Here is a 17,235-nt window from a genome sequence, read left to right on the forward strand (position 1 = left end):
CTCCGGTAAATTCGCCTGCGTGTACTTGAAGAGTCTGACGCTGAAGGGCTTCAAGTCGTTCGCGCAGCCGACGACCTTCGCCTTCGAACCCGGTGTGACCTGTGTGGTCGGTCCGAACGGGTCCGGCAAGTCCAACGTCGTCGACGCCCTCGCCTGGGTGATGGGGGAGCAGGGGGCGAAGACGCTCCGCGGCGGCAAGATGGAGGACGTCATCTTCGCGGGCACGGCGACCCGCGGCCCGCTCGGCCGGGCCGAGGTGCAGCTCACGATCGACAACAGCGACGGCGCGCTGCCGATCGAGTACTCCGAGGTCACCATCTCGCGCACGCTGTTCCGCAACGGCGGCAGCGAGTACGCGATCAACGGCCAGTCCTGCCGGCTGCTGGACGTGCAGGAGCTCCTCAGCGATTCGGGACTCGGCCGGGAGATGCACGTCATCGTCGGGCAGGGTCAGCTCGACGCGGTGCTCCGTGCGACGCCGGAGGAACGACGCGGCTTCATCGAAGAGGCCGCAGGCATCCTCAAGCACCGCCGCCGCAAGGAGAAGACCCTCCGCAAGCTGGAGGCGATGCAGGCCAACCTGACGCGGTTGAGCGATCTCGCGGGGGAGGTCCGGCGCCAGCTCAAGCCGCTCGGTCACCAGGCGGAGATCGCCCGGGAGGCGCAGTCGATCGCGGCCGTCGTGCGCGACGCGCGGGCGCGTCTGCTCGCGGACGAGGTCGTCACGTTGCGGCGCACCCTCGAGCAGCACACGCGGAGCGAGGCCGAACGGCACAGCGAGCAGATCGTCCTGCAGGAGCAGCTCGAGCAGAAGCGGCTCCGGCGCGCGCGACTGGAGCAGGCGCAGGTCGGCGATCGCGTGGACGTCGCACGGAGCACGGCCTTCGGCCTCCAGAGCGTCCAGGAGCGGCTTCGGAGCCTGTTCACTCTCGCGAACCAGCGCATCGCCCTCCTCGGCAGCCAGGCCGAGGCGACGGATGCAGCGCCGACGGTCTCGCCGCAGCACGTGAAGGACGCCGAGGCCGAGGTCGCGCGACTTCGCACCGCCGTGACGGAGGCGGAGGCCGCATGGACCGCCGCACAGGCCGCGACGCGGGCAGCCCGGACGCGGCTCGACGCCGTCGACGACGAGATCGCCGCGCAGAGCGCCCTCGTCTCGAAGCACGATCTCGAGATATCGAAGCTGAACGGACAGGCGGAGGCCGCAGCGCAGCGTCTGGCCGCCGTGCGCGGCGAGGTGCTCCGCCATCAGAACGCGCTCGACGCCGCTGCCGAGCGGAAGCTCAAGGCGCAGGCGGAGTTCGACGCGCGCGAGGCCGATGCCGCCACGGCGGACGGCGGAGAGGGCGACCTGGACGAGGCGTACGAGCTGGCTCAGGCCGAGGTCTTCGATGCCGAGACCGAGATCGAACGGCTCCGCGAGGAACTGCACACGCTGGAGCGCGAGCGCGACGCGCTGGCGGCCCGCACCAGTGCGCTGTCGGCGGCTCTCGACCAGAAGGACGGCTCTGCGGCACTGGTCGCCGCGCGTCTCTCCGGTGTCCGGGGGCTCGTGGCGGAGCACATCCGCGTTCGCCCCGGCTACGAGCCGGCGATCGCTGCTGCGCTGGGGACCCTCGCCGACGGCGTGCTGGCGGACGACCGCGGCTCGGCCTTCGACGCGGTCGGTCACGCCGCCTCGGCCGAACTCGGCCGCGTGGAGGTGGTGGTCGCGGACGCGACCGCCCCCGCGATCGACCTCACCGGTGTGCAAGGCGTCGTCCCCGCGGCGTCGGTCGTGGAGGCGCCTCCCGGCGTGCTCGGCGTCCTCGCCTTCACGGCGATCGCCGACGACCTCGCTTCCGCCCGGGCCGCCGCCGAGGCCTACCGCGAGCGCAGCCTCGGCGTCCCCGTCACGCTGATCACCCGCGCGGGCGACGTCCTCACCGATTTCGTCCTGCGCGGCGGCTCGGGCGCCACCCAGAGCCGTATCGAGCTCCTCGCCGACCGCGACGCCGCGGACGAGCGACTGGGCGAGGTCGTCTCGTTGATCGACCGCGCGAGATTCGCTCTCGCCGAGCAGCGAGGGGTGCTGCAGGTCGCGAAGGAGCAGTCGCAGGCCGCCCTCACGGCGCTCCGCGAATTCGACGCACAGCTCGCCGCGCGAACCGAGCAGGTCAACCGGCTGAAGGTCCAGGTGGAGGCCGCCAATGCCGAGTCGGACCGGCTCGAGAAGGCGCTGGAGCAGGCTCGCGAGCGAGTGGGGGAGGCCGAGGCGGCCGCCGACCGTGCGAAGGGCGAGCTCGAGGCCGCGCGGTCCCGCCCGCGGCCCATCCTCGACGTGTCCGCGCGCGACGCGCTCTCGGCTGAGCTCGACACGGCGCGCGAGGCCGAGGTGGAGGCGCGACTCTCGGCCGAGACCGCGAAGGAGCGGGTGCGCGCCGAGCAGGCGCGCGCGGAGTCTCTCGTTCGTCGTCTCGAGGCCGAGCGCTCCGCCGCCGAGGAGGCCGCGCGCCGCGCCGTCATCCGCCGGCGCCAGCTCGACTCCGCGCAGCGCGTCGTCGACGCGCTGCCCGCCGTTCTCGCCTCCATCGATCGGTCGGTCTCGGAGGCCCGGGTCGAGCTCGCCGCAGCCGAGGCCGAGCGCGCCAGCCAGAACGAGGAGCTCGCCGTCCTGCGGCGCGACGAGGAGGCGGTGCGGGAGCGCCTCCACGGGATCACGGAGTCGGTGCACGGCCTCGAGCTCCAGATCTACGAGAAGAAGCTCCATCTGTCGAGCCTGCTCGAGCGGGCCGGCAGCGAACTCGGACTCGTCGAGGACGTGCTCGTCGCCGAGTACGGTCCCGACGTGCCGGTTCCCGTCGACCGCCCGCGCGACGCGGAGAGTCCCGATGAGGGCGGCGAACCGGAGACCGAGCCGTTCGACCGGGAGGCGCAGCGCAGGCGCCTCGCGGCGGCCGAGCGCAAGCTGTCGCAGCTCGGCCGTGTGAATCCGCTGGCCCTCGAGGAGTTCGCCGCACTCGAGCAGCGCCACAAGTTCCTCACCGAGCAGCTGACCGACCTCACCAGCACCCGCAAGGACCTCCTCACGATCATCGAGGAGATCGACGAGAAGATGCAGTCGATCTTCGAATCGGCCTTCGCCGACACGCGCGATGCGTTCGACCGGGTCTTCCCCACGCTCTTCCCGGGCGGTCAGGGGAGCATCACGCTCACGAACCCCGACGACCTGCTGACGACCGGCATCGAGGTCTCGGTCAAGCCCGCGGGCAAGAAGATCGAGCGGCTGTCCCTCCTGTCCGGCGGCGAGCGATCGCTCGCGGCGGTCGCCCTCCTCATCGCGATCTTCAAGGCGCGCCCCAGCCCGTTCTACATCATGGACGAGGTGGAGGCGGCGCTCGACGACGCGAACCTCGGCCGCCTCCTCACGATCTTCGAGGACCTGCGGGAGAACAGCCAGCTGATCGTGATCACGCACCAGAAGCGCACGATGGAGATCGCCGACGCCCTGTACGGCGTCTCGATGCGCCAGGACGGCGTGTCGGCGGTCGTCGGCCAGCGCGTCGCGGCCGAGGTCGCCTCCTGAGCCTCAGACGCTCTGCGTCTCCACGGCGACCACGTCGCCCCGGACGTCGAACGACACCGTGAGGAGTGCGTCGGACTCGTCGGGGGCGATCGCGTAGTCGAAGGTGGCGAAGACCTCGTCCTCGTCGGCGTGGTCGACCTGGATGACCACGTCGAGCAGCTGCAGCGACCGCAGGACGTCGATCGCGATGTCGCCCGAGTTGTAGACGAGCAGATCGAGGAGGCTCTCGCCGAGCTTGTCGACGTGCTCGTCGATGTAGGCCGTTGTCGCCGACTGGCGGGAGCTGAGCTCGGCGATCAGGGCGTCGCGCGCCCGGGCGTCGAAGCCCTCCAGCGACTGGATGAGCGCGGCGGCGGAGTCGAGGGCGAGCTCCGGCACCGCCGTCTCGTCGTCGGCCTGCAGCTCGATCTCGACCACCTGGTCGGCGAGCTCGGCGGTGTCGTTCCAGGCCAGTCCTCCACTCGCCGTCTCGTCGATGACGCCGAAGAAGTCGTGCTCGATGGCCATGCCGCCGACCCTATCCCACGAGCTGCTGGGCGAAGACGTGCGGCGTGAAGCCGGTGAGGTCGTTGATGCCCTCGCCCTGGCCGACGAGCTTGATCGGGATGCCGGTGCGCTCCTGGACCGCGAGCACGAAGCCGCCCTTGGCCGACCCGTCGAGCTTCGTGAGGACGAGCCCCGTGACGCCCGCGTGCTCGAGGAAGGCCTCCGCCTGGGCGAGGCCGTTCTGGCCGGTCGTCGCGTCCAGCACGAGCAGCACCTCCGCGATCGGTGACTGCTTCTCGACGACCCGCTTGATCTTCGAGAGCTCGTCCATGAGACCGCCCTTGGTCTGGAGGCGTCCCGCCGTGTCGATGATGACGATCTCGGTGCCGTCGCGCTTGGCCTTCTCGACGGTCTGGAACGCCACCGACGCCGGGTCCTGGCCCTGCTGCTGCGGCCGGACGATCTCGGCGCCCGCGCGCTCCGCCCAGGTGGCCAGCTGCTCGACCGCCGCGGCGCGGAACGTGTCCGCGGCGCCGACGACGACCGACCGGTCGTACGTGCGCAGGAACTTGGCGAATTTGCCGATGGTGGTCGTCTTCCCGACGCCGTTAACCCCGACCACGAGCACGATCGCCGGGCGGTCGCTCAGCTTGAGCGTCGTGTCGAGCTTCGAGAGGCGCTCCTCCAGGGTCTCGCGGAGCATGCGCTGCAGGTCCGCCGGGTCGGTCGTGTGGTACCGCTCGACCTTCTGACGGAGGTCGTCGACGATCGCCTCGGTGATGTCCGGCCCGAAGTCGGCGGTGATGAGCGCCGTCTCCAGATCGTCCCAGGTGTTGTCGTCGATGGTCTTCTTGGCGAACAGCCCGCGGAGGGCGCCCGACAAGGACCAGGGGGTGCGGTCTGCCATGCCACCCAGACTAGCCGCGCACGAAGACACCCAGGCGCCGGGAAACGGCCAGCCCCTCAGCGCTCCCGCGGATGTACCGTGTCAGCCATGTACTCCCTGGTGGCCGTCTCCGCCGAGCTCGCCGAGCAGCTCGTCGCGATCGAGAACGCCGGCGACGACGCCGTGCATCAGGCGCGCACGCGCGTGCGGCGGCTCCGCAGCATCCTGAGCGCCTACCGCGCGGCGTTCGACCCCGAGGCGCAGACGCTTCTCCGCGACCGCCTCGAAGACCTGGGAGCCCGGCTGGGAACGGTCCGCGACCTCGAGGTGCGCGCCCTAGCCATGGAGAACCTCCTCGGCGCGGAGACAGCGCCGGAGGTCGTGGACGCCGTCGAGGCGATGGCCGCCGACCTCCGCCGGTCGTACGAGTCGGAGCGCCAGGCGCTCCTGCGCCACCTCGGCACGAAGGGGCATCGACGACTGGTCGCCGACGTCCAGGCGTTCGCGGCGTCGCCTCCGCTGTCTGCCGACGGGGGGAGGCATCCCCGGCGGATCGCCCGCAGAGGGCTCCGCAAGGCTCGCCGCCGGGTGCTCGGCGGGAGCGTCGCCACGCTGGCGGAGCGGCACGAGACCCGGAAGGCGGCCCGCCGGCTCCGCTACGCCGCGGAGGCGGTCACCGACGACTTCGGCCGCGAGGCGGTCCGCCTGGCGTCGGCGGGGGAGGCGCTGCAGGACCTCCTCGGCGACAACCGCGACCTCATCCTCCTCGCCGTCTATCTCCGGGAGCGCCTCGAAGGCGGCGGCCTCGGCCCGTCCGCGATCGCCGGGATCGGGAGGCTCGCCGCCGAGACCGACCGCCGCGCCGACGACCTCCTGACAGCGGTGGAGGAGCGCATGGAGGCCGTCGCAGACGCCCGCCTGGGCTGACGGGCGCCGCACGGCGGGAGGCCAGGGCGGCCCGGTAGACTAGCGGGATCATGGCTACTTTCGGATCGCTCTCCGACCGTCTCGCGGAGACCTTCAAGAACCTCCGCACCAAGGGCAAGCTCTCGCCCGCCGACGTCGACGGGACCGTGCGCGAGATCCGTCGCGCGCTGCTCGACGCCGATGTCGCGCTCGAGGTGGTCAAGGACTTCACGGGCAAGGTCCGCGAGCGTGCTCTGTCGGACGAGGTCAACCAGGCACTGAACCCGGCCCAGCAGGTCGTGCAGATCGTCAACGAGGAGCTCGTCGCGATCCTCGGCGGTCAGCAGCGGAGGCTCGAGTTCGCCAAGCGGCCGCCGACGGTCATCATGCTGGCGGGCCTCCAGGGCGCCGGGAAGACCACGCTCGCCGGAAAGCTCGGCAAGTGGCTCATCAAGGACGGCCACACCCCCCTCCTCGTCGCGGCCGACCTCCAGCGGCCCAACGCCGTCACCCAGTTGCAGGTCGTGGGCGAGCAGGCCGGCGTGGCGGTCTACGCGCCCGAGCCGGGCAACGGCGTCGGCAACCCGGTCCGCGTCGCTAAAGACGGCGTCAAGTTCGCAGCCGACAAGCAGTACGACACGGTCATCATCGACACGGCCGGCCGTCTCGGCGTCGATGCCGAGCTCATGCGCCAGGCCGCCGACATTCGCAAGGCGACCGACCCGGACGAGGTCCTGTTCGTGATCGACGCCATGATCGGTCAGGACGCCGTCGCGACGGCCAAGGCCTTCCAGGACGGCGTCGACTTCACCGGCGTCGTGCTCTCGAAGCTCGACGGCGACGCGCGCGGCGGGGCCGCGCTCTCGGTCGCCTCCATCACCGGCCGGCCCATCATCTTCGCCTCCACCGGCGAGGGCCTCGACGACTTCGAGCCGTTCCACCCGGACCGGATGGCGTCCCGCATCCTCGACCTCGGCGACATCCTCACTCTCATCGAGCAGGCCCAGCAGGCCTTCGACGAGGAGGAGGCGCGCAAGGTCGCCGAGAAGTTCGCGACCGACAGCTTCACGCTCGACGACTTCCTGAAGCAGATGCAGCAGCTGCGCAACATGGGCTCGATCAAGAAGATGATCGGCATGCTCCCGGGCGCCGGCCAGATGCGGCAGCAGCTCGACCAGTTCGACGAGCGCGAGATCGTGCGCACGGAGGCGATCATCCAGTCGATGACGAAGGCCGAGCGCACGAACCCCAAGCTGCTGAACGGCTCCCGGCGCCTGCGCATCGCGAAGGGCTCGGGCACCACGGTCACCGAGGTCAATCAGCTCGTCACGCGGTTCGAGCAGGCGGCGAAGATGATGAAGACGGTCGCCAAGGGTGGCGTGCCCAACGTCCCCGGTATGGGCCCGATCCCCGGCGCCTCCTACGGCGGCGGGCGCAAGCAGCAGAACGCCAAGAAGAAGGGCTCGCGCTCGGGCAACCCGGCCAAGCGCGCGGCGGAGAACGCCGCACTCGCTGCGGGCGTCAAGCCTGGCGGCGGCGCGGCGGCCGGCACCGGCTTCGGTCTCGGCAGCTCGGGAGCGAAGGATGCGCCCGGAGGGCCGTCCGAGGAGGAGCTGGCGGCCCTGCAGAAGTTCCTGGGCCGCTGACCTGCTGACCGGAGGCGCGCTCGCACCGGAGCGTGCTCCGTCGGGTCAGCCGTTCAGAGCGCCAGCCGGAGCGGCGACAGCTCGGTCTCGATCGCCTTGGCGACCGCGCGCTCTCCGGCCGCGTCCGGGTGGATGCCGTCGGGCTGGACGAGCTCGGGGTGTCCGCCGAGAGGGTGCCCGATGTCGAGGAACGTCCCGCCGACCGCGCGCACGGCGTCGCCGACGATCTCGTTCACCCGGGACATGGTCGGAGGCGGTTGGTCGGCTCCCCAGATTCCCGTGATGCCGACGATGGTCGCGTGGGGGAAAGCCTGTCTGAGCTCGCGGAGCAACCGGTCCGCGTTCGCCGTGACCCGCGCGGGATCCTCATTGCGATCGTTCCGCGTCGCCGCGATGAGGATCACGCCGGGGTGCTCCTTCAGGGCGAGGTCGACCTGCTGGCGGTACGTCGTGCCGTTCCAGCCGGGCCGGACGAAGCCGGCGCCGGACACGGCCAGGTCGGTGAGCTGCCAGTGGTGGTCTGCCGCGAGCAGGGCGGGCCACGCCTCGCCGGGCTGCACGCCCTTCCCGAAGGCGATCGAGTCGCCGATCGCCACGGCCTGGGGCCGGCTCGACTCCGCACCCGATACGACGTGCGCCCCGGCAGCCGATCCCGCCGCAACGGGCTGAGCTGTCGCAGACGAGCACCCGGCGAGGGCGACGCCGGTGAGCGCGAGGGCACCGAGGGTCACGCCAGCGCGCCGGAGGTCTCGGGAGGTCCGTCGGGTTCGGCTGGGCGTGCGCACGCGATGAGGGTAGGCCGCGTTTCCTGCTAAAGCGCTGTGCGCCGCGATGAGAGGGGTTGACTCAGCCGGCCGCGAGGGCGTCCTGGTTCTGGTCGAGCCAGGTCTGCACGGTGTCGGCGATCGCCTGCTGGCCGGGGAGGGTCGGGTGCTCGCCATCGTCCTGGACGAGGCCGGCCTGGTCGCGGTACGGCTGGCCCAGGTCCATCCACGAGCCTCCGACCGCCTCGACCGCCGACGCGAGCGCCGCGTTGTCGGCGGCGAGATCGTCGTCCGACGCCTGCCCGCTCAGAGCGTTGAATCCCACCAGTTGCGCGTGCGGCAGCGCCGAGTGGAGGCGGTCGACCTGCCGTCGGATGGCCGCGGACACGGTCGACTCCGACTGCCCGAGGTCGTTGTCGGACGCTCCGATGAAGACGAGCTGGGCCTTGTCGGCCACGGCGGCGTCGACCTGCGCGCTGAAGTCCGCCCCGGAGGCACCGGTCGCGACGAACCCGGCGCCCGACACGCTCAGGTTGGCCAGCTGCCAGCCGCGCTGATCGGCGACGAGGGCCGGCCAGGCCTCTTCGGGATCGAGCCCGAGGCCCGCCTCGATCGAATCCCCGATGACCGCGACGCGCTGGACCGACCCGGAGCCGGACGCGCCGGTGGCGCCCGCGAGGGGTGCCGGCATCGTGGAACACCCCGAGAGGGCGGTCAGCGCCACGACGGCGACCGTCATCGCGGTCGCCGCTGCAGCGAGCGAGCGGCGGGAGAACATGCAAGCAAGGCTAGGACGCTTCCCTATGACCGAGCTAGGAGCAGTCGATGCTCACAACGCGAGACCGCTGCGGAGCTCGTGCGTGAGCGAGCTGACCACCGCCTGGAGGCTCCCGCCGTTCGCTTCGGCCACGGCGAGCTGGCGCTGGTAGCTGGCCCCGGCCTCCAGGATCGTGGTCACCGCGGCGAGCTCGTCGGCGCAGCCGAGACGCTCGGCGGTGGGCATGAGCTCCTCGACGAGGTCGCGCAGCGCCTCCGAGACCAGGCGCTCGGAGCCGTCCGGCGCGGTGATGATCTCGGCGTCGAGCCCGTAGCGGGCGGCGCGCCACTTGTTCTCGCGCACGAACCACGGCTGCAGCGTGACGGGCTCCACGCCCTCGTCGAGTGCACCCGACATGCGGTCGGTGAGGCAGTGGATCAGGGCCGCAACGGCGCCGACCTCGTCCGCCGTCGACAGGCCGTCGCAGGCGCGCATCTCGACCGTGCCCCACTTCGGCGAGGGGCGGATGTCCCAGCGGACCTCGGAGTAGTCGGTGACGACGCCCGTGGTCACGAGATCCTGGACGTACTCCTCGTAGTTCGCCCAGGTCAGGAACTGCCAGGGCAGACCTGCGGTCGGCAGCTGCTGGAACATCAGTGCCCGGTTGGAGGCGTATCCCGTCCTCGCGCCGGCCCAGAAGGGGCTCGACGCGCTGAGCGCCTGCAGGTGCGGGTAATACGTCAGGAGGCCGTTGACGATGGGCAGAGCCTTGTCGCGGTGGTCGATTCCGACGTGCACGTGGATGCCCCAGATCATCATCTGACGGCCCCACCACTGCGTGCGATCGAGGAGGCGGTCGTAGCGCTCGTTCGGCGTGACCTTCTGGTCGTACCACTGGGCGAACGGATGGGTCCCGGCGCACATCAGCTCGACGCCGAGAGGGTCGGTCACCTCGCGGACCAGCGCGATGAGCTCCTGGAGGTCGGAGATGGCCGCGGGGACCGTGCGATGGACGCGGCTGACGAGCTCGACCGTGTTGAGCAGCAGCTCGTGCGTGATCTGCGGGTGCTCCGCGCCGTCCGGCGTGCCGAGTTCGCGCAGGACCTCGTCGGCGATGTGGACGAGATCGCCCGTCGCGCCGTCCACGAGGGCCAGCTCCCACTCGACGCCGACCGTGGACCGCTCGGACGGGGTGAAGTCGATCTGCATGCTCTCGTCCGTCCGTTCGCTGTGCGGCCGAGGCCGATTGTTCAAAGCAGGGCAGTATCTGACAGAATAGCTAGTTGAGTTCGACGTACCCGACCCTCTATCCGGTGCGTGGGACGAACAAAGACCTCCTGCCGAGTGTGCCCCCACGCCCACGGCAGTCAGTTCGACACACCTTCACTCACGACACAGGAGAATTGTGGCTGTCAAAATCCGTCTGAAGCGCCTGGGCAAGATCCGCGCTCCGTACTACCGCATCGTCGTCGCCGACTCGCGCACCAAGCGCGACGGCCGCGTCATCGAGGAGATCGGTCTCTACCACCCGACCGAGGAGCCCTCGCGCATCGAAGTCGACTCGGAGCGCGCCCAGTACTGGCTCGGCGTCGGCGCCCAGCCGACCGAGCAGGTCCTCGCGCTGCTCAAGCTCACGGGCGACTGGGGCACCTTCAAGGGCGACAAGAACGCCGTCAGCACCGTCCGGACCGCCGAGGTCAAGGAGGCGTTCGTCGCCGACGAGAAGAAGAAGCCGGTCCTCAAGCCCAAGGCCGAGAAGCCGACCGCGGCCGAGGCCGAGGCGGTCGTCGAGGCCGAGGTCGAGGCCGAGGAGGCCGCTGAGGCCGAGGTCGTCGCCGAGGCCGAGGCCATCACCGACGAGGCCGCCGACGGCGAGAAGGCCTGACGCCTTGCTCGCACCCGCGCTCACGCACCTGGTCAAGGGGATCGTCGATCACCCGGAGGACGTGCACGTCGTCGCCAAGAGCTCCCCGCGTGGCGAGGTCCTCGAGATTCGCGTGAATCCCGAGGACCTCGGCCGGGTCATCGGCCGTTCCGGCCGCACCGCGAAGTCCCTCCGGACGCTGGTGAACGCCCTGGCCGACGGCCGTCGCGTCCGCGTCGACGTCGTCGACGACTGAGGTGGCGGACCACAAACTGCCCCGCAAGGAGGTCGCCCCGCGGCCCGGCCAGACCGAGTTGCGCGTCGGCCGGCTCACGAAGGCCCACGGCCTCAAGGGCGCTCTCAAGCTCGAGCTGTTCACCGACGAGCCCGAGAAGCGCTTCGTGCCGGGCGCCGTCTTCACCCTCCAGGTGCCGACGGCGTCCAAGTGGCACGGGAAGACCCTCGAGCTCCGGGAGCTCCGCTGGTACAACGGCCACCCGGTCGGGTTCTTCGCCGGCGTGGACGACCGGACCGAGGCCGAGACGCTCGTCAAGGCCATCCTGTGGGTCCACCAGGACCTGAAGCAGCTCCCCGACGAGGAGGACGCCTGGTACGACCATCAGCTGGTCGGCCTCGAGGCTCTCCGCGACGGCGTGCCGGTCGGCCGGGTCATCCGTGTCGACCATCTGCCGGCGCAGGATCTCCTCGCCATCGGGACGCCGGACGGCGAAGTGCTCGTTCCGTTCGTCAAGGCGATCGTGCCGGAGGTCGATCTGGCCGCGGGAACGCTGACGGTGACGCCTCCCGTCGGACTCTTCGAGGAGATCCCGGACGACGAGCCGGAGACCGACACCGCCGCGGAGGCCGATCCGGAGGCGGAGCCGGAATCCGAGGCCACGGGCGACGAGCGGTCTTTCGGCGCCTGAGGGGCAGCCCCGCTCAGCGGACGATCGCGAGCCCCCGCGCGCGGAGCGATCGCGCATCGGCGTCGATGGCGTCCAGCAGGCGGTCGTGCGTCGCCACGACGTGGCGGTGGAGGAGCTCCGCAGCCCCCTCGGCGTCGTGCGACGCCACCAGCGCGACGATGTCGTGGTGCTCCTCCCACGCGCCGGCGTCCTGGGCGACCAGCCACCGGGCCCGGGCCAGCCGGGTCATGGCGGCGTCCACGGCATCCGCGAAGAAGTGGTTGCCCGACAGGGCGGCGAGCTCGACGTGGAACCGAGCTCCTGCCCGGACGGCCCCCTCGGTGTCGAGAGCCCGATCGAACCCGGTGAGGCGGCGAGAGAGCGATTCCACGGCTGCCGGGTCGGCTCGCTGCGCGCTCAGCCGCACCGCTGCGGTCTCGAGAGCGTCGCGCAGCTCGCTCAGGCGGGCGATCTCGCCGAGGTCGATCGGCGCGACCTGCCAGGCGCGCCCCTCGCGCGCGACGAGCCCCTCCGCCTCCAGGCGCATGAGGGCGGCACGCAGCGGCGTCCGGGAGGCGCCCAGGTCGCCCTCGAGGCCGCGCTCGGTGAGACGCGAGCCGGGCATCCGCTCGAGGTCGAGGATCTGAGCGCGGAGGCGGGCGTACACGGGTGAGGCGGACTCGGACATCGGTCTCCTTTGGTATACCGGAGCGGTATACCGGTAGGGTATACCGCATGGTGAGCTTCTCGCGACGCCCGCGCCCGTGGTTGATGCTGAGCTTCGGGGTCCTCGCCCAGGCGAGTTCGACCGTGTTCGTCTCGACCCCCGCGTTCCTCATCCCGCTGCTCCACACTGAACGGGGGTTGAGTCTCGCGCAGGCGGGGTTGCTCGCGTCGACGCCGACGCTCGGGCTCGTGCTCACCCTCATCGCCTGGGGAGCGCTGAGCGACCGCTTCGGCGAGCGCGCCGTGATCGTGTCCGGTCTGCTGCTCACGGCCGTCGCCGGCTTCGCGGCGATGTGGGTCTCGTCGTACCTCGCGCTCGGCGCCCTGTTCCTCGTCGGGGGAATGGCGTCGGCCAGCCCGAACGCGGCGAGCGGTCGGGTGGTGATCGGATGGTTCCCGAAAGAGCGCCGCGGGCTCGCGATGGGCATCCGCCAGATGTGCCAACCGCTCGGCGTGGCGATCGCGGCGATCAGCGTCCCGCTGCTCGCTGCCGCGGGAGGGATCGCGCTCGCCCTCGTCGTGCCGACGGTCCTGTGCGCGGTGTCGGCCGCCCTGTGCGCCGTGGGCATCGTCGATCCGCCGCGACCACCCCGGCGGTCGGCCGGAGGCGACCCGGTCCACCCGCTGGCGCGCTGGCGGCCATACCGCGAGACGTCCCTCTTGTGGCGCATCCACGGCGTGTCCATGCTGCTCGTCGTGCCGCAGTTCACGGTCTCGACCTTCGGCCTCGTGTGGCTGGTGACCGGGCTCGGGTTCTCCAGCCTCGCCGCCGGGGTCGTCATCGGGGTCAGCCAGTTCGCGGGCGCCGTCGGCAGGATCGGCGTCGGTGTCCTCAGCGACCGGGTGGGCAGTCACCTCCGGCCGCTGCGCTGGGTCTCGCTCGCCGCCGTGGGCGTGATGCTCCTGATGGGCGCCGCCTCCGCGCTGGGCTCTGCGGCCGCAGCTGTGATCCTCATCGTGGCCGCCATCGTCACGGTCGCCGACAACGGCCTGGCCTACACCTCGGTCGCCGAGATCGCCGGCCCCTTCTGGGCGGGACGCGCCCTCGGTGCTCAGAACACCGGCCAGTTCCTCGCGGCGTCGCTGGTCGGGCCCGCCGTGGGCGCGTTGATCGGGTGGCTGGGATACCCGGCGGCCTTCGCGCTCGTGGCGCTGTGCCCGGCCGTCGCGACGCCCCTGGTCCCGCGCGACCGCGAGCTCGGCGTCGTCCCCTCCGAGGAGGCGGTGGGCGCCCGCGCCCGGAGCTGACGCGGCTCGCGTCCCTCCTAGACTTCTGCACATGCGCATCGACATCGTCACGATCTTCCCGACCTTCTTCGATGTGCTGGACATCTCCCTGCTCGGCAAGGCCCGCCAGTCGGGCCTGATCGAGCTCGGGGTGCACGATCTGCGCGACTTCGCTCACGACCGGCACCGCACCGTCGACGACACGCCCTACGGCGGGGGCGCCGGGATGGTCATGAAGCCGGAGCCGTGGGGGGAGGCGCTCGACGGGCTGCTGGAGAGCGGTGACGACCCGGTCGTCATCTTCCCGTCGCCGGCGGGGGAGGTGTTCACGCAGGCGACCGCCCGAGAGCTCAGCCGCGAGCAGCACCTCGTCTTCGGTTGCGGCCGATACGAGGGAATCGACCAGCGGGTCTTCGATGAGGCGGCCTCCCGGGCGCGGGTCCGGCTCCTGAGCATCGGGGACTACGTGCTGAACGGCGGCGAGGTCGCCACCATGGCGATGATCGAAGCGGTCGGGAGGCTGATCCCCGGTGTCGTCGGGAACCCCGAGAGCCTCGTCGAGGAGTCGCACGAGGAGGGTCTGCTCGAGTACCCGAGTTACACCAAGCCGGCCGTGTGGCGCGGCCGTGACGTCCCTCCCGTGCTGCTCTCCGGCAACCACGGCGCGGTCGACGCCTGGCGGAGGGAGCAGCAGCTGGAGCGGACGCGCCGGGTTCGGCCGGACCTGCTCGCGGCCGTCGACCCCGGTGCCGAGGTCACGCCGGGAGCGAGCCCGCAGGAGCGGTGAGGACGACCGGTCCCTCCTCGGTGATGGCGACCGTGTGCTCGGAGTGCGCGCCCCGGGACCCGTCGGCGCTACGCAGGGTCCACCCGTCGCGATCGGTGTAGATCTCGTCCGTGGTGGCGAGGAACCAGGGCTCGATCGCGATCACGAGACCGGGCCGGAGCGGATAGCCGCGTCCCGGCCGGCCGTCGTTGGCGATGTGCGGGTCGCCGTGCATCGTCCGGCCGACGCCGTGGCCGCCGAACTGCGTGTTGATGCTGTAGCCCTCCGCCCTCGCCACGGCGGCGATCGCCGCCGAGATGTCGCCGACCCGTCCTCCGGGCCTCGCGGCGGCGATTCCCGCCGCCAGGGCTCGCCTGGTCGTGTCGATCAGCCGCAGGTCCTCGTCGCGGGGCGATCCGACGCACACGCTGACGGCCGCGTCGGCCACCCACCCGTCGACGGAGGCCGCGAAATCGAGGGTCAGCAGGTCGCCGTCCCGGAGGCGGTACTCGTGCGGGAGCCCGTGGAGGACCGCGTCGTTGACCGAGGTGCAGATGACCTTCCCGAACGGGCGCGCTCCGAACGAGGGGTGGTAGTCGATGTAGCACGATTCGGCGCCGCGGCGCTTGATGAGGTCGTGCGCGATGCGGTCGAGCTCGAGCAGGTTCACCCCGGGCCGAGCCGCCGCGGATGTCGCCGCGAGCACCTCGGCGACGAACCGGCCGGCCGGCTTCATCTCCTCGATCTCTGCGGGCGTCCTCAGTTCGATCACGGGGGGTCCTCTCGGGTCTGGTCGGGCGAAGGAGGCACCACCAGTCTCGCAGGCACCGTGCAGCCCAGCGCGACTACTCTGAGAGAGTGGTTATCCGCAGGGCGTTCTACTGGTGGCTGTTCCCGGCCGCCATCGTGCTGCCGGCCTGGCTGCTGATCGGCTGGGCCGCGTTCAGTCAGGGGAGCGGCTGGTCCTTCCTCGGGCTGCTGATCCTCTCGCCCCTCCTGTTCGTCACGCTGCTGCTCGTCGCCGGTCTCCTGGTCGCGCGCCGCAGCGTCCGCGAGAGCCGGGCCGTGTCCTGGTACGACGTCGGCCTCCTCACGGCGTGGCACGCCTCGATCATCGCGTTCGGGTTCTTCCCGCCGGGGGTGACGCCCTGGCTCGCGGTCCTCGGCATCGCCCTGTTCCTCGCAGCCTTCTGGGTCGCGCTCTGGGAGCTCGTCCGCGAGACGCGGGTCCGCGTGCAGGCCACGTTCGCCGCGTACGAGCAGCTGGCGCGCCCTCGTGAGACCGCGCCGACGCAGGAGCCGATCGACGAGGGCGAGTACATCGTCATCGAGGAGCGGCGCGAGCGCGACTGACGGCCGGGCGGCTTTGGCAATACCGGGTCCGGCATGGCAGAATTGATCCTTGTGCCGCGGCCCGGCTCTGCCGCAGGGGAGCCAGCAGTTCACGCGCGCACCGCACACACTCCTACCAGACCGCCGACCCGCCCTGCGCGAGGCCGGCCCCGAGTCCGTCCCCGACCTGCAGGCGGGTACAGAGAGCGAACAGAAATGCACATCCTCGACCAGGTCGACGCCGCATCCCTCAAGCAGGACATCCCCGAGTTCCGCGCGGGCGACACCGTGAAGGTGCACGTCAACATCATCGAGGGCACCCGCTCTCGTATCCAGGTCTTCCAGGGCGTCGTGATCGGCCGCTCCGGTGAGGGCGTCCGCGAGACCTTCACCGTCCGCAAGGTGAGCTTCCAGGTCGGCGTCGAGCGCACGTTCCCCGTGCACTCCCCGGTGATCGACCGCATCGAGGTCGTCACCCGCGGTGACGTCCGCCGCGCGAAGCTGTACTACCTCCGCGAGCTCCGCGGCAAGAAGGCGAAGATCAAGGAGAAGCGCGAGAACTGACTCCGCGCCTCCTCAGCACCACCCGAGAGCTCCCGTCCGTCAGGCCGGGAGCTCTCGTGTCTCCGGGCACCGCGGCGATGCGGCCGAGCCGCGCAGGATGCGAGAATGAACCCGGCGCTCGGAATCGCGAGCGCCTCCGGGAGGACGAGAAGCACATGATGGCACCCGTGTCGCCGTCGCTGCGGTTCGAGAAGTCGCTGTATCGGGAGGGCGTCACCTCCATCGTCGCGGTCGACGAGGTCGGCAGGGGCGCCCTGGCGGGTCCCGTGGCGGTCGGCATGGTCGTCATCGACACAGCGGTCAAGCGCATCCCGCCCGGGCTGAGGGACTCGAAACTGCTGCCGGAGCCCGTGCGCGAGAGCCTCGAGCCGCTCTGCCGGAAGTGGTCCCTCCACCATGCCGTCGGCCTCGCGACCGCGGCCGAGGTGGACGCCCTCGGCATTATGCGCTGCCTCGGCCTCGCGGGCGCCCGCGCGCTGGCGATGCTGGAGGAGCAGGGTGCCGATGTGGCGGGTAGCACCCTCATCCTCGACGGCAACCACGACTACCTGAACCCCGTGCTCATGCGGCCTGCGCGCGTCGTCACCCGGATCAAGGCGGACCGGGACTGCGCCTCCGTCGCCGCGGCCTCGGTCATCGCCAAGGTCCACCGGGATCGCATGATGATCGCCCACGACGCGGAGTATCCCGGGTACGGCTGGGCGACGAACAAGGGCTACTCGACTCCGGAGCATTTCGCGGCGATCGACCAGCTCGGGCCGAGCGCGTTGCACCGGCTCACCTGGCTCAAAGAAGCGGCGATGCTCGATTTCCCCGTGTGAGTCTTCGGCCTCCTCCAACC

General features: G+C 71.1%; 18 protein-coding genes. 11 read left to right on the plus strand and 7 right to left on the minus strand.

From position 1 onward, the window contains the following. Window positions 1–19: 19 nt before the first annotated feature. Window positions 20–3,565 carry a chromosome segregation protein SMC gene (smc, locus tag FPT20_RS06415; protein ID WP_158863672.1) on the plus strand — a complete coding sequence of 1,182 codons (3,546 nt, stop codon included), beginning with the start codon at window positions 20–22 and terminating at the stop codon, window positions 3,563–3,565. Window positions 3,566–3,568: 3 nt separating this feature from the next. On the opposite strand, the gene FPT20_RS06420 is transcribed toward smc, so the two are convergent. Together FPT20_RS06420 and ftsY are read right to left on the minus strand one after the other, a co-directional pair. After that, entirely contained in the window at window positions 3,569–4,072 is a 504-nt protein-coding gene (locus FPT20_RS06420) for a DUF2004 domain-containing protein (RefSeq protein ID WP_158863674.1), read from the minus strand. 10 nt (window positions 4,073–4,082) lie between these two features. Next, entirely contained in the window at window positions 4,083–4,958 is an 876-nt protein-coding gene (gene ftsY / locus FPT20_RS06425) for a signal recognition particle-docking protein FtsY (RefSeq protein ID WP_158863676.1), read from the minus strand. A gap of 87 nt (window positions 4,959–5,045) precedes the next feature. Between ftsY and FPT20_RS06430 the strand changes: the two genes are divergently transcribed. Both FPT20_RS06430 and ffh read left to right on the plus strand, forming a co-directional pair. Further along, entirely contained in the window at window positions 5,046–5,864 is an 819-nt protein-coding gene (locus tag FPT20_RS06430; protein WP_158863678.1) for a CHAD domain-containing protein, read from the plus strand. A 50-nt stretch (window positions 5,865–5,914) separates the two neighbouring features. Continuing rightward, a complete protein-coding gene (gene ffh / locus FPT20_RS06435; RefSeq protein ID WP_158863680.1) occupies window positions 5,915–7,489 on the plus strand; it encodes a signal recognition particle protein in 1,575 nt (524 codons plus the stop codon). 53 nt (window positions 7,490–7,542) lie between these two features. On the opposite strand, the gene FPT20_RS06440 is transcribed toward ffh, so the two are convergent. The 3 genes from FPT20_RS06440 to FPT20_RS06450 all read right to left on the minus strand — a co-directional run bounded on the left by FPT20_RS06440 (window position 7,543) and on the right by FPT20_RS06450 (window position 10,219). Then, window positions 7,543–8,274 (minus strand): SGNH/GDSL hydrolase family protein, encoded by a 732-nt coding sequence (locus FPT20_RS06440; protein WP_233265414.1) that lies wholly within the window; start codon window positions 8,272–8,274, stop codon window positions 7,543–7,545. A 61-nt stretch (window positions 8,275–8,335) separates the two neighbouring features. After that, window positions 8,336–9,031 carry an SGNH/GDSL hydrolase family protein gene (locus FPT20_RS06445; RefSeq protein WP_158863684.1) on the minus strand — a complete coding sequence of 232 codons (696 nt, stop codon included), beginning with the start codon at window positions 9,029–9,031 and terminating at the stop codon, window positions 8,336–8,338. A gap of 51 nt (window positions 9,032–9,082) precedes the next feature. Next, complete coding sequence (locus tag FPT20_RS06450; protein WP_158863686.1) at window positions 9,083–10,219, minus strand: glutamate--cysteine ligase; 1,137 nt, start codon at window positions 10,217–10,219, stop codon at window positions 9,083–9,085. 196 nt (window positions 10,220–10,415) lie between these two features. Between FPT20_RS06450 and rpsP the strand changes: the two genes are divergently transcribed. From rpsP to rimM, 3 genes are read left to right on the plus strand one after another with little or no spacing between them, the layout of a single operon-like run. Next, on the plus strand, window positions 10,416–10,895 hold the full coding sequence (gene rpsP / locus FPT20_RS06455; RefSeq protein ID WP_158863688.1) for a 30S ribosomal protein S16: 480 nt from the start codon (window positions 10,416–10,418) through the stop codon (window positions 10,893–10,895). A 4-nt stretch (window positions 10,896–10,899) separates the two neighbouring features. Continuing rightward, on the plus strand, window positions 10,900–11,130 hold the full coding sequence (locus tag FPT20_RS06460) for an RNA-binding protein (RefSeq protein ID WP_158863690.1): 231 nt from the start codon (window positions 10,900–10,902) through the stop codon (window positions 11,128–11,130). Window position 11,131: 1 nt separating this feature from the next. Further along, on the plus strand, window positions 11,132–11,800 hold the full coding sequence (gene rimM, locus FPT20_RS06465) for a ribosome maturation factor RimM (RefSeq protein WP_158863692.1): 669 nt from the start codon (window positions 11,132–11,134) through the stop codon (window positions 11,798–11,800). 13 nt (window positions 11,801–11,813) lie between these two features. Here the strand turns inward: rimM and FPT20_RS06470 are convergent, their stop codons facing one another. Beyond that, the gene (locus FPT20_RS06470) at window positions 11,814–12,467 is read right to left on the minus strand and encodes a GntR family transcriptional regulator (protein WP_158863694.1); all 654 of its coding nucleotides are present in this window, start codon (window positions 12,465–12,467) and stop codon (window positions 11,814–11,816) included. Window positions 12,468–12,514: 47 nt separating this feature from the next. Here FPT20_RS06470 and FPT20_RS06475 point away from each other — a divergent pair, with 47 nt between their 5' ends. Next, window positions 12,515–13,753: an MFS transporter gene (locus FPT20_RS06475; RefSeq protein WP_158863696.1), complete on the plus strand. Its 1,239-nt coding sequence runs from the start codon at window positions 12,515–12,517 to the stop codon at window positions 13,751–13,753. A 31-nt stretch (window positions 13,754–13,784) separates the two neighbouring features. Beyond that, window positions 13,785–14,519 carry a tRNA (guanosine(37)-N1)-methyltransferase TrmD gene (gene trmD / locus FPT20_RS06480; protein WP_158863698.1) on the plus strand — a complete coding sequence of 245 codons (735 nt, stop codon included), beginning with the start codon at window positions 13,785–13,787 and terminating at the stop codon, window positions 14,517–14,519. Here the strand turns inward: trmD and map are convergent. Beyond that, window positions 14,488–15,270, minus strand: coding sequence for a type I methionyl aminopeptidase (gene map / locus FPT20_RS06485; protein ID WP_158863700.1), 783 nt, complete (start codon window positions 15,268–15,270; stop codon window positions 14,488–14,490). The genes trmD and map overlap by 32 nt on opposite strands. An 86-nt stretch (window positions 15,271–15,356) precedes the next feature. Here map and FPT20_RS06490 point away from each other — a divergent pair, with 86 nt between their 5' ends. From FPT20_RS06490 to FPT20_RS06500, 3 genes are all read left to right on the plus strand, one after another. Beyond that, the gene (locus FPT20_RS06490; RefSeq protein WP_158863702.1) at window positions 15,357–15,851 is read left to right on the plus strand and encodes a hypothetical protein; all 495 of its coding nucleotides are present in this window, start codon (window positions 15,357–15,359) and stop codon (window positions 15,849–15,851) included. 195 nt (window positions 15,852–16,046) lie between these two features. Then, the gene (rplS, locus tag FPT20_RS06495; RefSeq protein ID WP_158863704.1) at window positions 16,047–16,394 is read left to right on the plus strand and encodes a 50S ribosomal protein L19; all 348 of its coding nucleotides are present in this window, start codon (window positions 16,047–16,049) and stop codon (window positions 16,392–16,394) included. A gap of 158 nt (window positions 16,395–16,552) precedes the next feature. Next, a complete protein-coding gene (locus tag FPT20_RS06500) occupies window positions 16,553–17,215 on the plus strand; it encodes a ribonuclease HII (RefSeq protein ID WP_199245985.1) in 663 nt (220 codons plus the stop codon). Window positions 17,216–17,235: the final 20 nt, after the last annotated feature.

Source organism: Leifsonia sp. AG29 (assembly GCF_009765225.1).
Lineage (GTDB): Bacteria > Actinomycetota > Actinomycetes > Actinomycetales > Microbacteriaceae > Leifsonia.